The 23,662-nt window shown below is 45.4% G+C and carries 27 protein-coding genes; 13 read left to right on the forward strand and 14 right to left on the reverse strand.

Features of this window, described 5'->3' with window-relative positions:
• Positions 1-93: 93 nt before the first annotated feature.
• Together QNI08_RS14835 and QNI08_RS14840 are read left to right on the forward strand one after the other, a co-directional pair.
• The gene (locus QNI08_RS14835) at positions 94-1,380 is read left to right on the forward strand and encodes a glycoside hydrolase family 18 protein (RefSeq protein WP_285768187.1); all 1,287 of its coding nucleotides are present in this window, start codon (positions 94-96) and stop codon (positions 1,378-1,380) included.
• A gap of 230 nt (positions 1,381-1,610) precedes the next feature.
• A complete protein-coding gene (locus tag QNI08_RS14840; protein ID WP_285768188.1) occupies positions 1,611-2,603 on the forward strand; it encodes an ion channel in 993 nt (330 codons plus the stop codon).
• Here QNI08_RS14840 and QNI08_RS14845 read toward each other — a convergent pair.
• From QNI08_RS14845 to QNI08_RS14860, 4 genes are all read right to left on the reverse strand, one after another.
• A complete protein-coding gene (locus QNI08_RS14845) occupies positions 2,600-3,004 on the reverse strand; it encodes a YugN-like family protein (RefSeq protein ID WP_285768189.1) in 405 nt (134 codons plus the stop codon). The two genes, QNI08_RS14840 and QNI08_RS14845, sit on opposite strands and share 4 nt — an antisense overlap.
• A gap of 68 nt (positions 3,005-3,072) precedes the next feature.
• Positions 3,073-3,414, reverse strand: coding sequence for a hypothetical protein (locus QNI08_RS14850; protein WP_285768190.1), 342 nt, complete (start codon positions 3,412-3,414; stop codon positions 3,073-3,075).
• 116 nt (positions 3,415-3,530) lie between these two features.
• On the reverse strand, positions 3,531-4,877 hold the full coding sequence (locus QNI08_RS14855; protein WP_285768191.1) for a glucose-6-phosphate isomerase: 1,347 nt from the start codon (positions 4,875-4,877) through the stop codon (positions 3,531-3,533).
• A 151-nt stretch (positions 4,878-5,028) separates the two neighbouring features.
• Positions 5,029-6,192, reverse strand: a complete 1,164-nt coding sequence (locus QNI08_RS14860) for an iron-containing alcohol dehydrogenase (protein WP_285768192.1) — start codon at positions 6,190-6,192, stop codon at positions 5,029-5,031.
• A gap of 212 nt (positions 6,193-6,404) precedes the next feature.
• On the opposite strand from QNI08_RS14860, the gene QNI08_RS14865 reads away from it, so the two are divergent.
• Positions 6,405-6,638 (forward strand): DUF378 domain-containing protein, encoded by a 234-nt coding sequence (locus tag QNI08_RS14865; protein ID WP_285768193.1) that lies wholly within the window; start codon positions 6,405-6,407, stop codon positions 6,636-6,638.
• 103 nt (positions 6,639-6,741) lie between these two features.
• On the opposite strand, the gene yugI is transcribed toward QNI08_RS14865, so the two are convergent.
• Positions 6,742-7,146 carry a S1 domain-containing post-transcriptional regulator GSP13 gene (gene yugI, locus QNI08_RS14870; protein WP_061143894.1) on the reverse strand — a complete coding sequence of 135 codons (405 nt, stop codon included), beginning with the start codon at positions 7,144-7,146 and terminating at the stop codon, positions 6,742-6,744.
• A gap of 365 nt (positions 7,147-7,511) precedes the next feature.
• Here yugI and QNI08_RS14875 point away from each other — a divergent pair, with 365 nt between their 5' ends.
• Positions 7,512-7,865: a helix-turn-helix domain-containing protein gene (locus QNI08_RS14875; protein ID WP_285768194.1), complete on the forward strand. Its 354-nt coding sequence runs from the start codon at positions 7,512-7,514 to the stop codon at positions 7,863-7,865.
• Between the two features lie 157 nt (positions 7,866-8,022).
• On the opposite strand, the gene QNI08_RS14880 is transcribed toward QNI08_RS14875, so the two are convergent.
• Both QNI08_RS14880 and QNI08_RS14885 read right to left on the reverse strand, forming a co-directional pair.
• The gene (locus QNI08_RS14880; protein WP_285768195.1) at positions 8,023-9,192 is read right to left on the reverse strand and encodes an aminotransferase; all 1,170 of its coding nucleotides are present in this window, start codon (positions 9,190-9,192) and stop codon (positions 8,023-8,025) included.
• On the reverse strand, positions 9,189-9,689 hold the full coding sequence (locus tag QNI08_RS14885; RefSeq protein WP_285768196.1) for an Lrp/AsnC family transcriptional regulator: 501 nt from the start codon (positions 9,687-9,689) through the stop codon (positions 9,189-9,191). Before QNI08_RS14885 ends, QNI08_RS14880 begins: the two co-directional genes overlap by 4 nt.
• 264 nt (positions 9,690-9,953) lie before the next feature.
• On the opposite strand from QNI08_RS14885, the gene QNI08_RS14890 reads away from it, so the two are divergent.
• Positions 9,954-10,823: an alpha/beta fold hydrolase gene (locus tag QNI08_RS14890; RefSeq protein ID WP_285768197.1), complete on the forward strand. Its 870-nt coding sequence runs from the start codon at positions 9,954-9,956 to the stop codon at positions 10,821-10,823.
• Between the two features lie 50 nt (positions 10,824-10,873).
• Here the strand turns inward: QNI08_RS14890 and QNI08_RS14895 are convergent, their stop codons facing one another.
• Positions 10,874-11,134: a DUF1871 family protein gene (locus tag QNI08_RS14895; protein ID WP_285768198.1), complete on the reverse strand. Its 261-nt coding sequence runs from the start codon at positions 11,132-11,134 to the stop codon at positions 10,874-10,876.
• A gap of 93 nt (positions 11,135-11,227) precedes the next feature.
• On the opposite strand from QNI08_RS14895, the gene QNI08_RS14900 reads away from it, so the two are divergent.
• The 5 genes from QNI08_RS14900 to QNI08_RS14920 all read left to right on the forward strand — a co-directional run bounded on the left by QNI08_RS14900 (position 11,228) and on the right by QNI08_RS14920 (position 16,060).
• Positions 11,228-12,412: a MalY/PatB family protein gene (locus QNI08_RS14900; protein WP_483313782.1), complete on the forward strand. Its 1,185-nt coding sequence runs from the start codon at positions 11,228-11,230 to the stop codon at positions 12,410-12,412.
• Positions 12,413-12,764: 352 nt separating this feature from the next.
• Positions 12,765-13,748 (forward strand): ABC transporter substrate-binding protein, encoded by a 984-nt coding sequence (locus tag QNI08_RS14905; protein WP_285768200.1) that lies wholly within the window; start codon positions 12,765-12,767, stop codon positions 13,746-13,748.
• Positions 13,749-13,774: 26 nt separating this feature from the next.
• Positions 13,775-14,761 carry a FecCD family ABC transporter permease gene (locus tag QNI08_RS14910; protein WP_285768201.1) on the forward strand — a complete coding sequence of 329 codons (987 nt, stop codon included), beginning with the start codon at positions 13,775-13,777 and terminating at the stop codon, positions 14,759-14,761.
• Complete coding sequence (locus QNI08_RS14915; protein WP_285768202.1) at positions 14,762-15,562, forward strand: ABC transporter ATP-binding protein; 801 nt, start codon at positions 14,762-14,764, stop codon at positions 15,560-15,562.
• Positions 15,563-16,060: a HugZ family pyridoxamine 5'-phosphate oxidase gene (locus tag QNI08_RS14920; protein ID WP_285768203.1), complete on the forward strand. Its 498-nt coding sequence runs from the start codon at positions 15,563-15,565 to the stop codon at positions 16,058-16,060.
• Positions 16,061-16,115: 55 nt separating this feature from the next.
• Here QNI08_RS14920 and QNI08_RS14925 read toward each other — a convergent pair whose 3' ends face one another.
• A complete protein-coding gene (locus tag QNI08_RS14925) occupies positions 16,116-16,871 on the reverse strand; it encodes a TraR/DksA C4-type zinc finger protein (RefSeq protein ID WP_285768204.1) in 756 nt (251 codons plus the stop codon).
• A 145-nt stretch (positions 16,872-17,016) separates the two neighbouring features.
• Between QNI08_RS14925 and QNI08_RS14930 the strand changes: the two genes are divergently transcribed.
• On the forward strand, positions 17,017-17,874 hold the full coding sequence (locus QNI08_RS14930) for a manganese catalase family protein (protein WP_285768205.1): 858 nt from the start codon (positions 17,017-17,019) through the stop codon (positions 17,872-17,874).
• Between the two features lie 40 nt (positions 17,875-17,914).
• Here the strand turns inward: QNI08_RS14930 and QNI08_RS14935 are convergent, their stop codons facing one another.
• From QNI08_RS14935 to QNI08_RS14950, 4 genes are all read right to left on the reverse strand, one after another.
• Positions 17,915-18,529: a PH domain-containing protein gene (locus tag QNI08_RS14935; RefSeq protein ID WP_285768206.1), complete on the reverse strand. Its 615-nt coding sequence runs from the start codon at positions 18,527-18,529 to the stop codon at positions 17,915-17,917.
• Between the two features lie 43 nt (positions 18,530-18,572).
• Positions 18,573-19,049, reverse strand: a complete 477-nt coding sequence (locus QNI08_RS14940; protein ID WP_285768207.1) for a GNAT family N-acetyltransferase — start codon at positions 19,047-19,049, stop codon at positions 18,573-18,575.
• Between the two features lie 101 nt (positions 19,050-19,150).
• Positions 19,151-19,375: a hypothetical protein gene (locus QNI08_RS14945; protein WP_285768208.1), complete on the reverse strand. Its 225-nt coding sequence runs from the start codon at positions 19,373-19,375 to the stop codon at positions 19,151-19,153.
• A 136-nt stretch (positions 19,376-19,511) separates the two neighbouring features.
• Positions 19,512-20,102, reverse strand: a complete 591-nt coding sequence (locus QNI08_RS14950) for a peptidylprolyl isomerase (RefSeq protein ID WP_285768209.1) — start codon at positions 20,100-20,102, stop codon at positions 19,512-19,514.
• A 175-nt stretch (positions 20,103-20,277) separates the two neighbouring features.
• Between QNI08_RS14950 and kapB the strand changes: the two genes are divergently transcribed.
• The gene (gene kapB, locus QNI08_RS14955) at positions 20,278-20,664 is read left to right on the forward strand and encodes a kinase-associated lipoprotein KapB (protein ID WP_285768210.1); all 387 of its coding nucleotides are present in this window, start codon (positions 20,278-20,280) and stop codon (positions 20,662-20,664) included.
• Between the two features lie 40 nt (positions 20,665-20,704).
• On the opposite strand, the gene kapD is transcribed toward kapB, so the two are convergent.
• The gene (gene kapD / locus QNI08_RS14960) at positions 20,705-21,328 is read right to left on the reverse strand and encodes a 3'-5' exonuclease KapD (protein ID WP_285768211.1); all 624 of its coding nucleotides are present in this window, start codon (positions 21,326-21,328) and stop codon (positions 20,705-20,707) included.
• 261 nt (positions 21,329-21,589) lie between these two features.
• Here kapD and QNI08_RS14965 point away from each other — a divergent pair, with 261 nt between their 5' ends.
• Positions 21,590-23,452, forward strand: a complete 1,863-nt coding sequence (locus tag QNI08_RS14965; protein WP_285768212.1) for a transglycosylase domain-containing protein — start codon at positions 21,590-21,592, stop codon at positions 23,450-23,452.
• Positions 23,453-23,662: the final 210 nt, after the last annotated feature.

Here is a 23,662-nt window from a genome sequence, read left to right on the forward strand (position 1 = left end):
TTGAAAATTCTTCATTCCAAAGCTCTTTATCATGATTTCCATTGGCTGCTCATAAACTGTTAGGAAACTTTCTTTCAGTAGGAGGGAAAAGCATTGCAAATACATGTGGTTAGGCCAGGCCAGACGTTATATGGCATCGCCCAGACATACAGCGTGACCGTCGATCGGCTCGTGGAATCGAATAAAATTCCTAACCCAAATAATCTTGTCTCGGGGCAGGCCCTTGTCATTCCGATCGTCGGCAGCTATTATTTCGTGCAGCCGGGAGATAGTCTCTATTCCATTTCCCAAAAGGTCGATGTCCCTTATCAAGAATTGGCCAATATAAACGGGCTTCCGGAAGGTCAATCCCTCTCCGTCGGATATCGGCTCTATATACCGGCGCGCAGGAAGCGGACAGCCGAATTCAATGGATATGTCGAGCCCAGGGGTACGACGGTCGCACCGGCCCTTGAAACGGCAGCCAGGGAAGCAGCGCCCTATTTGACCTACTTAGCTCCATTCAGCTTTCAGGCGCTTCGTGACGGCTCTTTAAAGGAGCCCTTGCTCAATAATTTCCCGGCCATCGCCAGAGAAAATAAAAACGTGCTGATGATGGTGATCACCAATCAGGAAAATGACCAATTCAGCGATGAGCTTGGACAAATCATCCTGACGAATACCTCCGTCCAAAACAAGTTCCTCAACAATATCGTCGCGACCGCAAAGAAATATGGATTCAGGGATATACATTTTGATTTTGAATATTTACGGCCGGCTGATAAAGAGGCCTATAATCAATTTCTCCGTAAAGCCAAGGAACGATTCAAGAAAGAAGGCTGGTTCATTTCCACGGCACTTGCGCCGAAAACCAGTGCGGATCAAAAAGGGCGCTGGTATGAGGCACATGATTATAAGGCACATGGAGAGATCGTCGACTTCGTGATCATTATGACGTATGAATGGGGATATAGCGGGGGGCCGGCCATGGCCGTGTCACCGATCGGACCCGTTCGTGATGTGCTGGAATATGCCATTACCGATATCCCATCCAACAAGATCCTGATGGGCCAGAATTTATATGGATACGATTGGACCCTGCCTTTCGTACAAGGATCGACGGCAAGGGCCGTAAGCCCTCAGCAGGCGATCCAGCTCGCTGCCGACAATGACGTTTCCATCGAATATGACGAAACCGCGCAGGCCCCTCACTTCAATTATACGGATATTGAGGATAGGCAGCATGAGGTCTGGTTCGAGGACGCCCGTTCGATCCAGGCAAAATTCGACTTGATTAAGGAATTGAATCTTAGGGGGATGAGTTATTGGAAACTAGGCTTATCCTTCCCGCAGAACTGGCTGCTTATCAGCGATAACTTCAACGTACGCAGAAGGGTGTGAACGCGGCTCAGCCTTTTTGGCAAGCATCAGGAATAATTCAGCATGACCGAGCATAATATTCCATATCGAGCACGAAGTCCAGGTTTGATTGGGATATGTGACTCAGACATAAAAGCCTTCCGGAGTTTGCCGGAAGGCTTTTTGCCGTGATTCAAAGTTTTCCGCCCTCCCCTTATGAGCCAAGTCTTTCTTGTCCATACTAAAAGGATCAGCTTAAGGGATGTGATAACATGATCAGAATCAACCCGTTCAATAATGCCGTGCCCAGAATTCCGCGTTTCATCCGATTACTTTCGATAATTGCCTTATTTTTATTTTCCTTCGGGCTATTGATTCACCTGGTCGAGCCCAAGCGGTTCCCGACCTTGCTTGATGGCATCTGGTGGGCCATCGTCACCATGTCAACGGTCGGCTATGGAGATTACACCCCGGTGACCAGCCTTGGCAAAATCATCGGCATCATCCTCATTTTATCGGGTGTAGGACTGATCACCTCTTATTTTGCACATATTGCAAAAATGTCCATTTCCACGGAACAGCTCTTCCTTACAGGAAGGAAAGACTTCTCAGGCGGAGGACATTTCATCATTGTGGGCTGGAATGGACGCTCCAAACGCATCATTCAAAATATCCATGACCGCATGCACCATCAATCCATTGTCCTGATCGACGATACGCTGCAAAAGCATCCGCTGCCAAGGACGAATATCCACTTCGTGCATGGAAAAGCGACATTGGATTCCGTTTTGAAGAAAGCGAATGTAACGCAGGCGATACGAGTTCTCATCACTGCCGATCTCAAGCAGGACGAGCTGCAAACGGACATGTTTTCGATCTTAACGCTGCTGGCCGTCAAGGGATTGAACCCCGATGTGTATTGCCTGGTCGAAATACTGACGCATGAACAAAAGGAAAATGCTTTGCGTGCTGGGGCGGACGGAATCGTCGAAACGAATAAATTCGCAAGTGAATTTATGCAGGAGTGCTTATCAAAGGGCATCTTCAGGGAAGCGGAAGAGCAAAATGAATGGGCCGGATTGAAAATCAGGCAGCTGCCGCTTCAAGAGGAATGGGCGGAAAGGACGTTCAAGCGGTTGGGAACGGAGCTGCTGGAGCGGGATATATTGCTGATTGGCATCCTATCAGGAGGCGAGACCGTAATCAAGCCCCCTGCCGATGCGATCGTCCATGGCAATGACATCCTGCTCATCATTGATGATTAATGTAATAACAGCTTTTCCAGATCACGGACAAGCGATTTTCCATAAGAGATATAGTTTTCCGGAAAGTCGGCATCCGGATCTTCAGGTTCGGCAAATTGGTTGAAGGAGGCCGAAAGATTTCCTATATTCCCTTCATCATCAATGCCGTCCTCATACTTATGGGATAACAAAAAGGGCTGTAAAAGCTCGACCATCGCGCCATCTTGATCGAGCGAACCATCAATGGCCTTGAACGGGACACGCAGGAATTGGTATCCGTCGCTGTCATCCATTTTATAATCGAAGGAGCCGTGGTCATAATCCCATCCACCGCCAATGACATAGCCTTCAGGTTTTAGCTTCGTCTCCAGATCGAATAAGCCGAATGTTTTCCCTTCCAACTCAGAAGTAATTTTGATCATAGTAAAAAACCTCTTTCGCTTTTTTCTATTAGCATAACCAAAAAGCGTTTAAAAAAACCGGAATGGTCTTATTCTTCGTTTGCTTGCGCATAGAGCAGCATGGCTGCATCACTGATTTCCAAGCGGTCCTCAAGCCTTTGCGACGTTTCCTCTCCCGTTGTTACCTCCTTGGATCCGACCCTTTGCAGTTGCTGAAGCTGCCTTTCGATTTGCTGCATTTCCCGCTGCAGCTGTTTGAGCCTCAGCTCCTTTTCTTTTGCATTGTCATCCGTTTGGTAAACCTGCCGGATATCTGCCTGCAGCTCCGTTCTCCGGTTCTCCAGCTCTTTGATTGCATATGCGAATCGCCTGCTCCAGCTTTCGAATAAGCGGAGCTTGCCGTTGATAAAATTTGCATACCTGTTCCCCACTTTCGTATTGCTCTTGATGAGTATCGGATATGACCATTAATTTTTCCTTAATGAACACAACAAAAAAAAGGGACCGAGCCAGGATGGGCGTGCATCCTGCTTGATCCCTTTTTTTGTTATAAGCGCTTCTCCAGCTCCGCTTTTTTCTCTTCAAAGCCAGGCTTGCCTAAAAGTGCAAACATGTTCACCTTGTATGCTTCCACACCAGGCTGGTCGAATGGGTTGACACCAAGCAGGTATCCGCTCATTGCACAGGCCTTTTCGAAGAAGTATACCAGGTAGCCAAACGTATACGCATCAAGCTTCGGAACCGTTACGATCAGGTTCGGAACGCCGCCGTCCGTATGGGCCAACAGCGTGCCCTCGAATGCTTTATTGTTGACGAATTGCACGGTTTCACCTGCAAGGTAATTCAGCCCATCCAGATCATTATCCGCTTCCTCGATCATGATTTCATGGCGGGCATTATCCACTTTAATGACCGTTTCAAAAAGATCGCGACGTCCTTCCTGAACGTATTGCCCTAAAGAATGCAGGTCTGTCGAAAAGTTGGCCGAAGACGGGAAAATCCCTTTCTGATCCTTGCCTTCACTCTCCCCGAATAATTGCTTCCACCACTCAGAGAAGTATTGAAGTCCAGGCTCATAGTTGATCAGCATTTCAATCGTTTTCCCTTTGTTGTAAAGGACATTTCGAACGGCGGCATATTGGTATGCCTGATTATCAGCTAGCTCGGAAGAACCGAAATCTTTTCTGGCACTTTCGGCACCTTCCATCATTTGATCGATGTCCGCCCCGCTTACTGCAATCGGAAGCAGGCCCACAGCCGTTAAAACCGAGTAGCGGCCGCCCACATCGTCGGGAATGACGAAAGTTTCGAAGCCTTCCTCCGTTGCCACTGTTTTTAATGCGCCCTTTTCTTTATCAGTGGTCGCATAAATCCTGCCTTTTGCTTCTTCGACGCCATATTTTTGTTCAAGCAGCTTCCGGAAGATCCGGAAAGCCAGGGCAGGTTCTGTTGTCGTACCTGATTTGGAGATGACATTGATCGAGAAATCCCTGTTTTCCAAGAGGTCCATCAGGTCCTGCATATATGTAGAGCTAATATTGTTACCTACAAATAGGATTTGCGGGGTTTTTCTTTTTTCAGAAGGCAATATGTTATAAAAACTGTGTTGAAGCATCTCAACCGCTGCACGGGCTCCCAAATATGATCCGCCGATGCCGATAACCAGCAGCACTTCCGAATCTTCCTTGATTTTGGCCGCAGCCTTTTTGATCCTAGAAAATTCTTCTTTATCATAGTTTGCAGGCAGGTCGATCCAGCCAAGAAAATCATTTCCTGCCCCAGTCTGTTCATGCAGGGAATGATGTGCCACTTTTACGGCATCCTGCAAATACGTTATTTCATGCTCGCCGAAAAACGGCAGGGCTTTTGAATAATCAAAACGAATATGGCCCATTCAAATTCCTCCTCCAATTGTAACTTTCCCTTTCACTTTATCTGATGTATTTCCCATAATCAAGAACTGGATAAAGTAATTGGTGAATTTTCCCGATTAATAAATCCGCATTCCCACCTCATGAAGGCGGGAACCGGAACATTTTGCTTGATTACAATGAAGCGCGTAAGATCGCCAGGACATCTTCACGATTCAGGATCTTGAATCGGCCGAAATCCCCTCTGCTCATCGCTTTATCGGCCATGACCTCCAGCTGTGAGTCGTCGATGTCATAATCGGAAAGCGTGGTCGGCGCCCCCAAGCTGCTCCAAAATGCGCGAAGCCTGTCAATCCCCTCAAGCGCCGCTTCTTCATCCGTTTTCCCTTCAGGATCGACACCGAACACCCGGACTGCAACCTGTTTGAACCGTGAGACGTTTTCATGGAGCACATGCTTCATCCAATTAGGGAACAGGATGGCCAATCCGCCGGCATGAGGAATGTCATATACCGCCGAAACGGCATGTTCGATATTATGTGTCGCCCAATCGCCGCTGTACCCGACTCCAAGCGAACCATTAAGGGCAATATGCCCGGCATACAGAATTGTAGCCCGATGCTCATAATTCTCGAGATCTTCCAGCAGTTTAGGCGCCGTTTCCATCACGGTCAATAACAGCGATTCACAGAAACGGTCCTGCAGCGGTGCATGCGTTTCGGGATGGAAGTACGTTTCGAACACATGTGACATCATATCGACCATTCCGTATACCGTTTGGTTTTCAGGAACGGAAAATGTGTTTTCCGGATCTAAAATGGAGAATTGCGGGAAAACCAATGGACTGCCCCAGCCGTATTTCTCTTTCGTTTCCCAGTTTGTAATGACAGATCCAGAATTTGCCTCGGAGCCCGTTGCAGCTAGCGTCAGCACCGTTCCAAACGGCAATGCCGCTTCGACTGGCGCCGTCTTGATGACAAGATCCCATGGGTTGCCGTCATATTTTGCACCTGCCGCGATTGCCTTTGTAGCATCAATGACGCTTCCGCCGCCGACGGCAAGAATAAAATCGATGTGATGCTGCTTACAAAGGTCCACACCCTTTTGAACGGTAGAGATGCGTGGATTCGGTTCGACCCCGGCAAGCTCGTGCACCTCGGCATCGATTTCTTCCAAGGCTTTGACCACTTTTTCATATAAGCCGTTTTTTTTGATGCTGCCTGACCCATATACAAGCAAAACTTTATTTCCATATGCCGGAATTTCGGATTTTATGCTTTCAAGCTGGTCTTTCCCGAAAATTACTTTTGTAGGATTTTTATACGTGTAATTCTCCATTGGATCTCTCTCCTTTTTATGGCACATCACCCTCTTTTGAGGCTTGGAATACGTCGGCCTGGGCAATGGCAAGTTTTATCTTTTCTTCATTATGACCAATGTGGCATATAAATACAAAAAATCCGTCCGGAACTTTTGTAAGGATGTATATTTACATGATGAAAAAGCATGATAAATAAAGAACGAACTTATTTTAAAAAGGAGGCTGTACAATGAGTGGAATACAAAGAACGGCACTTGTTCTTACAATAATCGGCGCGATCAATTGGGGATTGATAGGCTTTTTCCAATTTGACTTAGTCGCATCCATCTTCGGCGGGCAAGATGCCGCGTTGGCACGTATCATTTATGGACTGGTTGGAATTGCTGGTCTGGTCAATCTTGGTCTTCTCTTCAAACCAAGTCCTGAAATTTCCAGGGAGCCAGAAACAAAACCAACTCGCTGAAAAAGTGAGTAAATAAAAGCCGGGCCATGGATTATCCTGGCCCGGCTTTATTTCGGCAATCAAAAAAACCGGCTGATCAAAAGATCTGCCGGTTCAAGAAAAATTATTTCTTGATTAGGTCTTCGCGTTGAGATTGTTCGATCCACTCTTGAAGTTTGTCTTTCAACGTGTTGAAACCTTCAGTAGATTCGATGTGAGAAGTTGCTTTAACAGAAGCTTGGCGTTTTTTTGGCGCTTTTTTCGGAGCTTCAGTACGCTCTGGAGCCTCTTCTGTAGCCCGGATTGACAATCCGATTTTTCCAGCAGCTGAATCGATTGAAAGTACTTTCACTTTCACTTCATCGCCCACTTTTAAATGCTCATTGATATCTTTAACGAATCCGTGAGTAATTTCAGAGATATGAACTAAACCTTGAGTAGAATCATCTAAAGCAACAAAAGCACCGTATGGTTGAATACCAGTTACTTTACCAGTAACTACCGCACCAATTTCGAATTTTTCAGACATGGTAACACTCCTATTTTATATATATTTTTTCGGCTTTTCACGCAATAAAAAATTATATCACATAATTGGTAAATAATCAAAGTTAAGTATACCATACTTTTTGGGATTTTACTCATAAAAAATGTTTGTTTTTTGGAAATAATATTTAAATAAATAAAATCTTTATATATACCTTATCCTAATACGTTGCAATTAACCTTGGTTTCCTTTTCCACGACAGCAAAATTTCTATTTTTAGATTAAAATAGATCCCTTTCAAATGATTTTTTTCACAAAACTTACATATTCCTATCCATATTTGCAAGTTATAATATGGTAAAATAATGACATATAGAATTAATTACCATAAAAAGGAGTGCCTACCTATGTCTAATATCGCAAAGAATATCCGGCAATATCGAGAAGACCATAACCTCACACAGCAGGAACTGGCTTTGAAATTAAGAATCGGCACCAAAAAGATCGAAAAATATGAATCCGGTGAATCGGTACCAGACACTCAAACCATATTACGTCTATCCACGGTCCTTGATATTCCAGCCTCGGAATTTTTGAAGGATGCCCCAGCCGGAAATGCAGCGGCCATTGACGAGGATATCAAAAAGCTAATTGAAGAAATCGGCACCAAAAAGGCTGAACTCATCCTAAGGACAGCCAAGGATTTCAGTGAAGAACAAATTCTGAATGTTATGCATACTTTATATAATACACAAGCTTAATTTAAAAATAGGTCATGGTATGTGTATTTTTTTTCAACGTGCTGGATATACTATGATTAACACTTTCTATGTTAATCCATTAGATTAACTCTTTTTTTCTAATTCCCCCTATGGAAAGGGATCCGGCTGCGTAATGGCCGGATCCCTATTTTTTTACTTATTTACTATGGTTATCCATGAAACGTTCCATTCTCTTCAGCGCTTCCTGAAGCTGCTCCATGGAGGATGCATAGGAACAGCGGATGTGGCCTTCACCGCTCTGGCCGAACACATCTCCCGGAACGACCGCAACAAGTTCCTCCGTCAATAGTTTTTCGGCAAATTCCATCGAAGTCATCCCGGTTTTCTCGATGGAAGGGAAGGCATAAAACGCCCCGCCGGGATTATGGCACTCAAGCCCTATTTCATTGAATGATTTGACGATATAATTCCTTCTTCTCCGATAGCTGCGACGCATATCCTCCACGTCCTGCATTCCGTGCTTCAGGGCTTCCAAGGCAGCATGCTGCGCCATCGTCGGCGCACACATCATCGCATATTGATGAAGCTTGAGCATCGCTTCGGAAATTTCCTTAGGGGCACAAACGAAGCCGAGTCGCCATCCTGTCATCGCAAACCCTTTCGAGAATCCATTGATGACGATCGTCCGCTCAAACATGCCATCAATGGCGGCAAAAGAAGTGAAATGTTCATCATAAGCAAGCTCGGCATAAATTTCATCGGAAATGACCAGCAAGTCGTGCTTTTTGACGATATCAGCAAGCATCACCAATTCTTCCTGCCCAAGCTGCGTTCCGGTTGGATTATTCGGCGAACAGATTAAGACCGCCTTCGTTTTTGGCGTGATCGCCGCTTCGAGCTGCTCGGGAGTCAACTTGAAGTCATCGGCCTTCGAGGTCTGGACCGTGACAGGGACCCCTCCCGCCATCGTGACCAGCGGTGCATATGCCACGAAGCACGGTTCGACAACGATGACTTCCTCACCTGGATCCAAGATGGTCCTCAACGTGATATCAAGCGCCTGGCTTGCACCGACCGTGACGATGATTTGGTCCTCGGGCCGATATGAAACATGGAACTGCTTTTCCATATACCCACTGATTTCCGCCCTCAATTCATATAAACCGGCATTGGCGGTATAAGAGGTAAATCCCTCCTCCAGGGAGTTGATCGCCGCCTCCCTTACTGCCCATGATGTGACGAAGTCAGGTTCGCCCACACCAAGCGAGATGACACCCTCCAAATTGGCAGCCAGGTCAAAAAAGCGGCGGATGCCAGATGGTTTAAGCTCTGCAACCGTTCTTGAAACATAACTCGTTTTTATCATGGTGACACCACGATCCGCTTATCTTCTTCCGTTTGATCGAAAATCGTGCCATCATGCTTGTATTTTTTCATGATGAAATGCGTCGTCGTCGAAATAACGGAGTCGAGCGTCGAGAGTTTTTCGGAAACGAATTTAGCCACATCGTTCATTGAGCGGCCCTCGACAATCACTGAAAGATCATAGGCCCCCGACATTAAGTACACAGATTGCACTTCTTTGAATTTGTAGATCCGCTTTGCCACCTCATCGAAACCGACGCCTCGTTTTGGGGTGACCTTCACATCGATCATCGCCGTGACACCATGGTATTCGTCCACCTTTGCCCAGTTGATGACCGTTAAGTAACGGACGATGACACGCATTTCTTCTAATTTTTTCAATGTGATTTCAATGTCCGCTTCTGATAAATCAGTCATTTTAGCCAAATCCTTCATATCGATCCGGCTGTTATTTTCAATGATTCTCAAGACTTCCAATTCTTCTTCATTCAAGTGCATGGGAAAACCCCCTTTTGGTTTTTGGCTGGCAGATAGTCTCACGATTGATCTCATTAGGTTCCTATATGACAATAAAAATTAATAAGTCCTATTCTGTCAGGATAAACTTACACTATTATATCAAAATTGATTGGCGAGCTGTTATAGCATTTGTCATTTTTGCTGGGGATTATTACATTTACTGTTATGCAACAGCAGGACCATCCCTATTATTGTAAATCATGGGATTTTATACGCTGCCAATCGCGAGGAAAGAGGACCAATATGGAACGTCATACAATTATAGGCAGGGAACGGGTCGATAATATAGACATCTATTTTGAATATGACCGGATGGATGACTCCCTTCCGACCCTTGTACTGCTTCACGGCTTCTTATCATCCAGCTTCAGCTTCCGTAAACTGGTGCCCCACTTAATCAAGGAATTCAACGTGATTTCATTGGACCTCCCTCCGTTCGGGCAAAGCGGCAAAGATTATCGGTATACGTATTCCTTCCGGAACATCGCCAAATCCGTCGTCCATTTTTTAGCAGGGAAAAATATCGGTAAATTCAGCATCATCGGCCATTCAATGGGCGGGCAGGTTTCCCTGCAGCTCATCCAATCGCATCCAGATTTGGTTGAACATGCGATTCTCCTTGCCGGTTCAGGCTATTTGCCAAGCTATTCGGAAAAAATGAAGCTGGTCAGCTACCTGCCTTTCTTTTCATTCGGGATAAAGGGGTATCTCCAACGATCCGGCATCGAAAAAAACCTGAAAAATGTTGTCCATGACCCGTCCCTGATTGATGATGAAATGCGCCAGGGATATTTAAGGCCCTTCATGGAAAAGCATGATATATTCCGTGCACTGGGGAGGATGCTGCGGGATAAGGAAATAGATTTGCTAAAGGAAGAGCTTCATGATATCCAGATCCCCTGCCTCCTTGTATGGGGAAGACATGACCGTGTCGTGCCGTTGGAAATCGGCCAAAGGCTCCATGCCGACCTGCCCAACTCCGAGCTTGTTGTGCTTGAAGATACCGGTCATTTGCTTCCCGAGGAAAAGCCTGCGGAAATCTACCAATTAATCAAACGATTCCTCGGAACCTCCGCCCTTGACGTTGAACGTAAGGAACATGCTCACGAGTAGTGCGGCAAAAAAAAAAGCGTCCCTTAATTTTGGGACACCTTTTTTGACCTTTATATGGAACAGCTGGCATCATTTTTAATGATGAGCAGCTTCTGTGCAACTTCAAGGCATTTTTCGAATTCGATGGATTCATCGAACGCGAACTCGTAAATGGATTGTATTTTTCCCGCAAGCTCCCGTGGGCTATCGATATCCCGGATGGCTACGACTGTATCGGCAATTTCCGGCTCGTATAAGTCCCCTCCGATCCGGAAAGGGTCCCACTCTTGTAAAACGGCAACCAACGCTATATTCATTTGCTGTGTATCCATATAATCATCACCTGCTCGATATATTCAAAGAACATGATATCATAGTATCATACTGACTGCTTCTTAGCGAAAACGACAAAAATTTTTTCGGTGGTGGATATTTTGAATAAATCAATTTTTGAAGAACATTATGACAGGGAGAACACGGGATCCGTGAAATGGGATAAAAGCTCGCTTAAAACATTGTTTGGAAGCGAGGATGTACTGCCAATGTGGATAGCCGATATGGATTTCCCGGCTCCCGAAGGCATTCAAAAAGCGTTGGTCGAGCGCTTGAAACATCCTATTTTCGGTTATACCGCCCCTTCGGATACAGTTTTCACCGCGATTCAAGACTGGCTGAAAGATCGCCACTCCTGGAAAGTCGATAAGGAGTGGATCTCTTTCAGTTCCGGTATCGTTTCGGCCATCAGCACGACGATCCAAGCCTTTACGAATCCCGGTGATAAAATATTGCTGCAATCACCTGTTTATACGCCATTTTTTGATATGGTCAAAAGCAATGACCGGGAAGTGGTCAACAGTCCCCTCATCCTCGAGGAAGGGCGCTTTACGATCGATTTCACCGATTTTGAAGACAAGCTGAAAGACGGAGTGAAGCTATTCCTTTTTTGCAGCCCGCACAACCCGGGCGGACGTGTCTGGACGAAGGACGAACTGCTGCGAATCGGGGAACTTTGTGAAAAGTACGATGTCATCATAGTCAGTGATGAAATTCATGCTGACTTGTTCCTCACGGGATCGACGCATTACCCGATTGCCTCGCTTTCAAAAGAATTGGCAGCGATGACCGTGACGTTGATGGCCCCAAGCAAAACATTCAACATTGCCGGGATGCAGGCTTCATTCCTGATCACCAGCAACAAGGAGCTGCAGCTTTCATTGCAAAAGGTCCAAACGAAACTAGCTTTCCATGGTCTCAACATCCTGGCCCTGACAGCCATGGAAGCCGCCTATCGTGAAGGCTCGCAATGGTTGACCGAAATGATGGGCTACATTGAAGAAAATATCAAGCTGGCAGAGGAATTCATTGCTGCCGAAATTCCCGCCCTGCATGTGATGCATCCGGATGCTTCCTACCTCTTATGGATTGACTGCCGCGGCCTCGGATTAACCGATGCACAAATCAAGGAGCGGCTGATCTATCAAGGAAAGCTGGCATTGGAGCCTGGCTTAAAATATGGTCCGGGGGGAGAAGGCTTTGTCCGGATGAACATCGGCTGTTCACGCGCCACGCTGCTGGAGGGACTAAACCGGTTAAAACGAGCATTTTCATAAAATGCCCTGCTATGTGTTATAAAAGGGGTTCATGCAGAATCGATTGGAATGGAAGGCGCGGGGCTCCTGCGGGAAAAGCGTGCATAGGCGCCGAGAAGGCTCCCGGATTGCCCGCACAAAGCAAGTGCTCTCGTTGCAATCGAATGTTCCAATCGCCTACACCCATAAACATCTATAGACTGAGCCATTCTACATCGGTAGAGTGGCTTTTCTTATTCATTCAACGACCAATATGCACAGAGCGATTCCCCTCAAACGAAAATAGCTGTTGTAAACCTGCTGATTGTCTGGTATTCTTTCTAATTGATAATGATTATTATTATTAATTATAACGATGCGGAGGATTCAAACGATGAAAAAAAGGATATACGGAACGGTATTACTATCTGCATTATTCGTGTTGGGCGGTTGTGCCGAGGAAAAGGCAGAACCAGGTAAAACCAATGAAAAAGTAGTTGCAGAGCATGGAAGCGAAGCTGCAAAGGCGGCAAGTGATACAAATGCTTCAAGTAAAGACAAGGTGGAGGAATTAACCAAGCAATTTCCCTCGAAGCATCTTGAATCGATTGTAACGACTTCTGTTTCGATCGCGGAAATGCTGCAAATATTGGATGTGAAGCCAGTCGGGATCCCCACTTCCACTCATGAGCTGCCTAAAGGTTTCGAAAATGTAACCCAAATCGGTTCTCCCATTGAACCTGATGTAGAAAAGATCGTAAGCCTTAAGCCGGATATCGTAATCGGACCTGAATCAATCAAAGATAGCCTGGATAAGAAAATAAAGAATAGCAAGGTGGACACGGCTTACATTCCCACGGATTCTTATGAAGATCTAAAAGTATCGCTTGAAGTATTAGGGAAAGTATTACATAAGGAAGCCGAAGCGCAAGACTATATTGCACAATTGCAAGAGAAGGAAACAGCCGTATTGGATGGCGTCAAAGGCAAGGATTCATCAAAGGTCATGGTGTTATTCGGTTCAGGTGAGTCGTTTATGCTGATGAGCGAGAATACGTATGTAGGAAGCTTAGTGAAAAAATTAGGAGCTACGAATATTGTAAATGAAGTGTTGAAATCAACCGAGGCCTATGTACCGATGAATATGGAGGATGTCATTTCGGCTAACCCGGATGCCATACTTCTTGTTTCACACGGTGATCCAACTGCGGCATTGGAACAGTTTAAGGCCGATGTGAAAAAGAATGGCGCATGGGAGAAATTAAATGCCTTTAAAGAAGATCGTGTCCAAGCCCTTGACTACGAGATCTTTGGCTATGCATCCATTGAAAAAGCAACGACCGGCTTGGAGCAGCTAAGCGAGATTTTATATAAGTAATTGAATGCAGATGAGGGTTGGATTAAATGAAAGTAAAACCAAAGACAGGATTCAGGATAGGTGCCATACTCATTTTTCTGCTGATATTCATGATTTTATCAATTGGAATGGGCAGTGTGCATTTGTCACCTATGGAAACGATCAGGACCATTTTTGGCTCTGGTCAGGAAATGTCAGAAACGATTGTCTGGGATCTGCGAATTCCCAGGGTTTTGATCGCCATCTTAGTCGGGATCAATTTAGCCATATCCGGTGCCCTGCTACAGGCCGTCATGAGGAACCCTTTAGCGGATCCAGGCTTGACCGGCGTATCTAGCGGTGCGGCAGTGACAGTATTATTCATCCTTCTTCTATTCCCCGGCTTCGGCAAGTATATACCGCTCGCTGCGGTGGTGGGAGGGCTTGTAGCCGTTACCTTAGTCTACGCACTCGCCTGGAAGAAGAATGGTATATCGCCGATACGAATCATCCTTTCGGGCATTGCCGTTAATGCTGTTTTTGGCGGGATAACCGGCCTGCTGTCGATTCTTTACAGCGATCGCCTCCCTTCGGCCCTTCAATGGCTGAATGGAAGTTTGTCCGCAAAGGGCTTGGGAGATGTGAGCCTCCTCTTCCCTTACTCACTCATTGGCTGGATTGCCGCATTGTTTTGCATCCGTCCGGCAAACATTTTGAACCTGGGTGAAAATGTAGCGGTGAACTTAGGGGAAAATACGAATCGGATTCGAATCGCCCTTTCTCTCATCGCTGTTTATTTAGCAGCCATTTCCGTATCCATCGTTGGGTTGCTCGGTTTTGTCGGACTTATCGTCCCACATATGTCGAGATTTTTAGTCGGGTCCAATTACCGTCGCTTATTGCCGATGAGCATGGTCTTGGGGGCACTCGTTTTATTGGTGGCCGATACGATCGGCCGTTCCCTATTCTCCCCGTTGGACATTCCGGCAGGGATTGTAATGGCGATGGTTGGAGGACCTTACTTTTTATATCTAATGAGAGCGGGTGACATATAAATGCTGAAGGCTCAATCATTGGATGCAGGCTATGATCATAAGAAAATATTAAATGATTTTAAGATCGACGTTTCAAAAGGGGAAATCGTATCGATCATTGGCCCGAATGGCTCGGGAAAGTCAACAGCGCTAAAAGCGATGTCGAGAATGATTCCTGTTCAGGGCGGAAAGGTTTTTTTAGATGGCAAGGATCTGCATTCTTTGAAAAAGAAAACCATCTCGCAAATGATGAGCGTTTTACTTCAAGCGAATGAACCGCCGTCGGATATCACGGTTGAGGAATTGGTGAAATACGGACGTACGCCCCACAAGAAATGGTATGAGCGTACCAATGATGAAGACTTGAGCATCGTCGGGTGGGCCATTGAAAAAACGGGATTAACACCTTTAAAGGACCGCCTCGTATCCTCGCTATCCGGCGGGGAAGGACAGCGTGCCTGGATTGCGATGTCCTTGGCGCAGCGGCCGAAAGTATTGCTGCTTGATGAACCGACGACTTACCTAGACATCGCCCATCAGCTTCAACTGCTTGAGCTTGTCCATACCGTCAATCGCGATTTGGGAATGACGGTCGTGATGGTGCTTCACGATTTAAACCAAGCAAGTATTTACAGCGATAAAATATGTGTCCTTTCAAAAGGAACCATCGTGAAATATGGAACATCGGAAGAGGTCATGACGAAAGAGACGATTCGCAGTGTCTATGGAGTGGAGTGTGAAATCGATTCGCATTATCAGCATAGGAAGCCACGAATTAATTTAGTGGGCATTTCCAACCACACGCTAACAGGAGGAGAGTAAATGGCAAAATCAATCGATATTCCCGCAAAAAAGGAGCAATATCTGCGATTTCTAAAGAAGTGTAACACGATGGTGATCAGCTCCAAGGATGCCTTTGGAGAACCTTTCATTAGCTATGCCCCCTTCGTTCAACATGAAGGGAAATTTTATATTTATATCAGCAAGATTTCCGACCATTATCAATTTATTGAAGCGAATGAACGGATCAGCATCATGCTGCTTGAAGATGAGCAAAGTTCCACTAATTTATTCGCACTGGAGCGGGTCCGCTTTCAATGTACCGCTGAAAACATCGGAAACGACGGTCACGAGGTCATATTTTCCAAGTTCTCAGAAAACCATGGTGCGCCGATGATGGGGGTTTTAAGAGGGCTGGATCTATCCCTATTTGAACTCACGCCAAAAGATGGACGATATGTAATTGGTTTCGGCCAAGCATTTTCCGTCGATTTGCCAGCAGATAAATTCGAGCATGTCGTAGTCGATAAAAATAAATGAAAACCGCATGAAAAAGGAGAGCGCCTCCCAGCTGCTCTCCCTTTTTCCTTTGCGCTTATTCTTTATCCTCCTCCACATAAGGATCATGCTCATAACGAGGCAGGTCCCCAAAGGAGGTCTGGATATTTTCTTCAAAAAGCTCTTCCTTCAATTCTTCATACTGGGAATTCGGGTATACCGTTATTTCCTTCCCGTATATATCGACACCTACGAAATTTTCATAATCCTCGACATACCCGATGTTTTCTTCGGAATCGATGTACATATCTTCGTAATCATCTGGCGGATAAGCGAAATCGGAAGGCGTTTCAGATGTTCCGAAGGAGGCCACTTCCTGCCAGGAGTCCTCGGCATCGAAGGCGACCGATTCATTTCGTTCCTCGTTATCGAATTTACCGAAGGACGGCCCCAGCACTTCTTCCTCGATTGGACGATTGTGGGAGGTTTCCCGTGATGGGGTATGCTCGACACAAAATGTGGTGGTAGGGATGGCATTCAAGCGTTCAAGGGGGATTTCCCTCGAACAAACCTCGCATTTTCCATACTCCCCTGCCTGGATGGCGGTAAGGGCCCTATCGATATCACTTATTTCATCGCGATAATGCTCCGTAAGCGCCAAATCCTTTTCCCGTTCGTATAATTCGGTTCCTTGATCGCCAGGATGATTATCATAACTCGATAATTCGCCGGTCGAATCGTGCATGCTCCTTCTTAAATCGAAGTCGCCCGAATCATTCAACCGCTCTTTCAGCTCCTGCTTCGTTTGCTGCAATTGCTGTTGAAAGCCTTTTAGCTGCTGATTGGAAAGCATGTGCAACATCCTTTCAAAATTGTTCTTCCTCTAGTATTTCTCTCTTCACGCCTTTCCATAAAGGTATTTTTTTCCTCAGGAATAAAAGGAGGCAAATAACAAAAGCTAACGGAGAAATTCATTTACACTCCAAGGAGGCCTTTCATTGTATTTCTATAAAGAAGATTTAATCAATATGATCGTTCCTGATAAACCTGATCCAAGTGCGGCCAAAGTTCTTCAGGAGGCACTCGGAGGACAATTCGGCGAAATGAGGACGATGATGCAATATTCATTCCAAAGTGCCAACTTCCGCGGCAAAGCAAAACAATATCGTGATTTGATCCGTGGTGTATTCTTGGAGGAATTGAGCCATGTTGAACTTGTCCAATCGACGATCAACCAGCTGCTGAATGATGCAGGCGGCAACATGCCGGGAAATTCCGGTATCGATGGTGCCCCATTGGACGATGTCATCAAGGGCGGCGCTAACCCGCATCATTTCATCATGGGAGCCAAGGCGTCACTGCCCGTCGATGCAGGGGGTAATCCTTGGACTGGCTCATATGTTTACGATCATGGCAATATCGTGGCAAACCTGTTGAATAATGTCGTTCTTGAATCGACTGGGGTTTTGCAAAAATCGAGGATTTATGAAATGAGCTCCAATAAATCATTGCGTGAAACGATCGCCTTTTTGATGGTACGGGACAATGCCCACCAAAACGCTTTTGCCAAGGCTTTGGAAACACTAGGGGTCAGCTGGGGGAAGATCTTCCCTGTACCGAATTATGATTTGAACAAATATCCTGAATGTCGCAAATATGTGGATTTAGGCTATCATAATGCCCAATTCAACTTCAGGCTCGACCAAACCCGGATCAGTGAGGTCTTCCAAGGTGAAACACCGAGCCGGAATGGCGGGCAGCTTACCGTCACGGAGCCTCCAAATGGTTATCCCGTTCCGGAAATGCCAGACATGCCGAATGAGCACAGCCCTGGTTTGTATGACTTGAACAATTAAAAAAAGAAGGCGGACACATGGGATTGTGTTCGCCTTCCTTTTAATTATTGATATATTTTTCAAAAACAAATCCGAAATCTTTCACATGGTACTTTTTCCGGCTGTCCATCAACCATTCAAACGCTGCAGCATTGATTTCCTTAAAGCTTGCCGCCATTTGATTTCCTTCGGTCCGAACCTGGTTCAAGGTCGAAGAAGCAAAATTTACGCTTTGCTGCGCAAATTGCAGGGCATATTCGTTCTCATGGCAGATTTCCGATATTTTTACGAGTGATTTGAACAAATCCTTCAGTTCTTCAATGAATTTTTTGTGGACATCGATGGAAAAGGTCCTTGCACCGATCGAAAATTTGATTTCCGCATCCAAATCCACGGTACCCGCCGTCTCAAGAGTCGCATTGGAAATAGTATGCTGGCTGTAGCTGTACCTCATGAGCGTGCGCTTCTTGCTGATCGCGCTTGTCCCATCCAAATGGATGAAAGCTTGATTCGTGAAGCAATATTCATCCGTTTTCGATTTGATCAGGAAGTAAATTTTTTCCCCGTCTTCGTGCATGATATAATCATCCGCATCGACCTTGTCATAATCCGCAGGACTTATCACACTTCCGATATCACTTAAACCAAGGGCATCAGCTGCTATTTTCTTGAACATTTCCCCATTCCCCCCATCTGAATTCCAGGTGTATTACACCCTTTTAAATGTTTTTCTCGAGTATGATTTCATCTCGGATCGGGATGCCATCTCTGCTGTAAAAAGGAATTTCGGGCTTGATTTCCCGTGATCGTACCACTGCATTTGGGACGATTTCCGAAATGACATACCCACGCTTTTGAAAAAACTTCAAGGCCTGTAAATTATCGTTCGTCGTAATCGCTTTAATGGTATGGCAATTTTTCTCCTTAGCGATATTCTCCATCACATAAAGCAACGATGAGCCCACACCTTGATTCTCATGCACACTATTCAAAGAAATGATCTGGCAGACTTGATCGGTTACCTTGTACGTGCCCAATCCCGAGATTTCCTCAGCCTCATCCATCACCCCGAAACCCTCAAGTTCCGCATAATGAAATAAGCCCCTTGAAAAAACGACTTGGCTCGTCTCCCAGTGGTGAATGAAAAACCGCTTAACCGTATCTGCCGCAATCATCCTTTTCGCTACGATTTGCATAACAACTTACGCCCCCAAAATTTCTATCTCTATGATTTATAGTATAAATTGCTTATGCTGATAAGGGAACTTTTTATTGTTCATTCTAATTTTATCCTAGTTCAAGTGAGCCTGTCATCCTTTAAACGCTGGTTCCTTTTCGTCACTTCATCCTCGAATTTCTTCGTCTTCATCTCTTCTTTTTTTGAATATCTGATAATGGCCCTCATCGTAAAAACGGCGGCAACCAAAAAGATGAAACAAGTGATGCCAGCCGGGATATACTCAGACTTGTCTTCCGGAAAATAAAGGAACAAACCTAGTAAAGCATGGTTGGGAAAATCCATCCGATACATCCTCCTTGATTAGAGATATGAGCTGCTTCGTTCCCATTATATCAATTTCCAGAACAATCCACTAGTGGGTGGAATCGGCTAAAACCGCAAAAAAGCGAGAGGCACTCGGCCCCTCACCTTTTGTACATTATAAAATGGTGATTCCTTTAATGACTACATCCACGGCTGGCTTGTCCCCTGCTACGGTTTCCACGTCAGCAATCGCATCCACGACGTCCATGCCCTCGATGACTTGTCCAAAAACGGAATGCTTATGGTCAAGCCATGGAGTGCCGCCTTTTTCCATATATGCACTGATGATTTCCTCAGGATAACCGGCTTGCTTCATTTGCTCACCCATCCTGCTGTCCACGTGCTGTGCTTGTACGACGAAAAATTGGCTGCCGTTCGTTCCCGGTCCTGCATTTGCCATGGAAAGCGCTCCGCGCAAATTGAATAATTGCATCGAGAACTCGTCCTCGAATGGAGCTCCCCAAATGCTTTCTCCACCCATTCCAGTCCCTGTCGGATCTCCGCCTTGCAGCATGAAATCCTTGATGACACGGTGGAAAATGATTCCTTCGTAATAACCGTTCTCAGCATGTGTCAGGAAATTCTCCACTGTCTTCGGAGCAAGCTCAGGAAATAGCTTGATTTTAATATCGCCAAGCGTCGTTTGCATGATGACCGCTTTTTCATTTTCCAATACTTCACTTGTCAATTGCGGAAAGTTTGTCATGTGTCATACCTCTTTCTTTTTTTTATAAAATGGCCTGCAGCTCCATTTTCATCTTCATTTGTACACTTTACACGATTTTATATAAAAAAGCATCTTTGCCAAATTGAACAAATTCGCTGTGAAAAACCGTTGTTCTTATGTATCATGAAGGAAGTTAAAGAAAGGTGGTAGGGAAATGTCAGAACAGGATTTTCAAATCGGCGATAAGGTTACCGCGATTTATAAAACGGGAAAATACATCGGGGAAGTCACCGATATCAGGCCTGCTGCATATCTTGTTAAAGTGTTGGCTGTGATGAAGCATCCCATGCAGGGCGATCTTCATAACCCGAAGCAAACCGAAGTGTCCATGTTCCATCAACGGCGCGCCCTTGCATTCAGGGAGCAAACCAACGTGCCTAAGAATATGGTCAGGATCTTTGATGGGGAAATTCCTGAATATAAGGAATCCTTAAGGGAAGCTGTTGCTAAAATGAAGCAAACCTTAAGTGAAGCCGATACGGAGTGGAATGAAAAAAGCTTGCAGCTCCTTGAGGACCTAGCGGCCGATTATTTCAAATGAAGCATGATAAAAGCCAAATCAGTAGTAGATGATTTGGCTTTTATAACGCTAAATGATTCAGTACCTTCGATAAATCAATGCGATCGCCAATCGTGGTCGGTTCATGATTTTGCATATAGCTCTTATCCTTCTCCACCAGCTTGAAGATATTATAAGTCGTGATGGCGTCATCAAGCGCCCTATGATGCTTGCCTGTCCCTTCCTTACCATAGGCCTGTACAGCCTTCCAAAGCCCGGTTTGGTTTTGATCCCCAAAAAAGCGTTTGTACTCCAAGCAAAGATCCGTCTGTTTTCCGGAAAAGGGGAAGCTCAATCCTGATTTCTGGCAGTTCTGACGGAGAACCTTCATGTCCATATTACCCCATGTCACGATCGTCGTTGGATGCTGCTCATCTATCTTCCTCAATAACGAAACCAGCTCTTCAAATGAAATGCCCCGGTCCACCTGGTCTTGGGTTATATTCAAGAATTTCTTGCACCTTCCCGTTAGGGCTGGAAATTTCATTGGATTAACAAATGATGAAAATTGCTCCTGAATCGTCTCATTGATGACGGTGACCAAGCCCACCTCAATGATTTCCGGATAAAATCCCACCGGATTCGCTTTCCCCTCCGGCATCGTAAATTCAAAATCTATGAATACATATTGCTGTTGTTCGTCCATTTTTATGACCCCCTTCTTATTCCTGACATTTGCTTATAAACATAAATTGGTTTTTTTCTCATGAGAATATTATAACAGAAGATTTAGAAAGTTCTTCATTGGATTGGAATGTCCTGCCCTTCAGCACAGCCCTAAATTCCCCAAAAGCCTTTATAGTCTTCCTTAATTGGATTATGATGGATGAATGAACCAAAAGTACCACTCCACTACTTATCTTGTCCCAAGAACTTACTAAAAATATATTAGTTAGGAAGTTGAACTATGCGCACGTATCTAGGCTATATCACGATTTTCTTGTTAGTTCCTGTTTTGATCTTATTCATCTTTCTATCCTACCAAGAATGGTCATCAGCCCAATCGCCCTATCATGTGCTCGATGATCGCATTCCCATCGATTCGATTGAATTGGCCCAGACAAGTTACATGACGGCCGCAAATGGAAAAGTGATCAGCGAAATTTCCGATGTCGGAAAAAGAACTTACCTTAAGCTTGAGGATATCCCTCTATTCCTGGAAAACTTATTCATCGTTTCCGAAGATCAAAAATTCTATGAACATGGCGGCGTTGACCTGTCGGGCATCAGCAGGGCACTTCTCATCAATTCCCAAAACGATACGATTGAACAAGGCGGCAGCACCATCACCCAGCAGCTAGCCAGGAATGTTTTCCTGACTCATGACAGGACATATAACCGGAAACTTAGCGAACTTCTTTATGCCTATCAATTGGAGCGGAAAAAATCCAAATCGGAAATCATGGAGCTGTATTTGAATGCCATCTATTTCAGTAATGGCGCCTATGGAATCGAAGCCGCTTCCCAGTTTTACTTCAGTAAATCGACCCGGGAGTTGTCCAAGGCTGAGCTGGCCTTCTTGGCCGCGATCCCTAATAATCCGGAACACTATAATCCCCTTAAACATTTTGATGCAACGAAAAAGCGACAAGAGAGGTTGCTGAAACAAATGGCAGCCGAAGGCGATTTGGAACAGATGGAGTATGAGCGTCTCATCAAAAGTTCGGTTAGATTGAACTTGTCCACCTCGATCGAGCTGTATCCCGATTACGTGACGTATGTTCATCAGGAATTGAAAACGCTGGTGGCTTCCTCTGAAGGTTTATCGAAGCCTTTACAAAGTCCGGATGAAGCTGTACGTCAAAAGGCGGAAGCCGAGCTCAATAAGAAGGTAGAAAAGCTTTTACATTCCGGCGTAACCATCCATACCGCACTCGATACGAACCTGCAAACCCAGTCCAAGACTGCCCTGCAATCTCAAATCGGTGATAATGATATCGAAGGAGCGATAGTGGTTATACAGCATCATACGCACGAGCTTGTCTCTTTGATTGGGGGAAAAGATTATAAAATAAATTCTTTCAATCGTTCATACCAAAGCTACAGGCAGCCGGGGTCGGCCATCAAGCCATTGCTCGATTATGCTCCCTACCTTGAGGAAACCGGCGCTAGCATCAATCAGCTTGTAAGCGGGGGGAGCTATTGCAGCAATAGCTATTGCCCGAAGAATTATAGCGGTGACAGCTATGGGATGGTCACGTTAAAAAACGCGTTCGCCCAATCCTATAACACACCCGCGATAAGACTGTTTGAAAAGACGGGCATAAAAAAGAGCTTTCAATATCTCGATGCCTTCAACTTTAAAAAAATCACCATGAAGGATCACCATATCAGTTCGGCCATTGGCGGCTTCGAATACGGCATGAGTCCGCTCGAATTGACGAATGCCTACACGTCCTTCAACGACGGAAACTACCAGCCAGCTCGGGCAATCACGGACGTCACGGACAAAGAAGGAAAAATCCTTTACAGCTGGAGGGATAAATCCAAGGTGGTATGGAGCAAAAGCACCGTAAGCAAGATGAGGAAGCTCCTCCATGAGGTAACCATTACCGGTACGGGCCGCAAAGCCTTCTTTCCTACCGAATATGCCGGCGGCAAAACCGGTACGACCAATGATGTAAAAGACATGTGGTTTGTCGGCCTGACCGCAAACTACACGACAGGCGTATGGATCGGCAAGGACAAGCCAGCCAGCCTTCAATCCGTTTATTCCCGCTCACCGCATTTGCTGATCTGGAAAGACATCAGCCAAACGGCCGAGCAATAAAGATACATCAAGGTCCAATAACGACAAAACAAAAGCCAAATCCATCCGTACCATGGGTTTGGCTTGTTAGCTGACCCCTGCTTATAAGAGAATGAAAGGAAACTCACGTATCTTTCTTTTTTCCATAAGCTAAAGCGGGGTGATGAATGTGGTGTTGCGGAATCAAATGGATGATACTTCTTATCATCAAAGGTTTTTTCGACCATCTTG

Source organism: Peribacillus folii, from assembly GCF_030271255.1.
In the GTDB taxonomy this organism is placed as follows: domain Bacteria; phylum Bacillota; class Bacilli; order Bacillales; family DSM-1321; genus Peribacillus.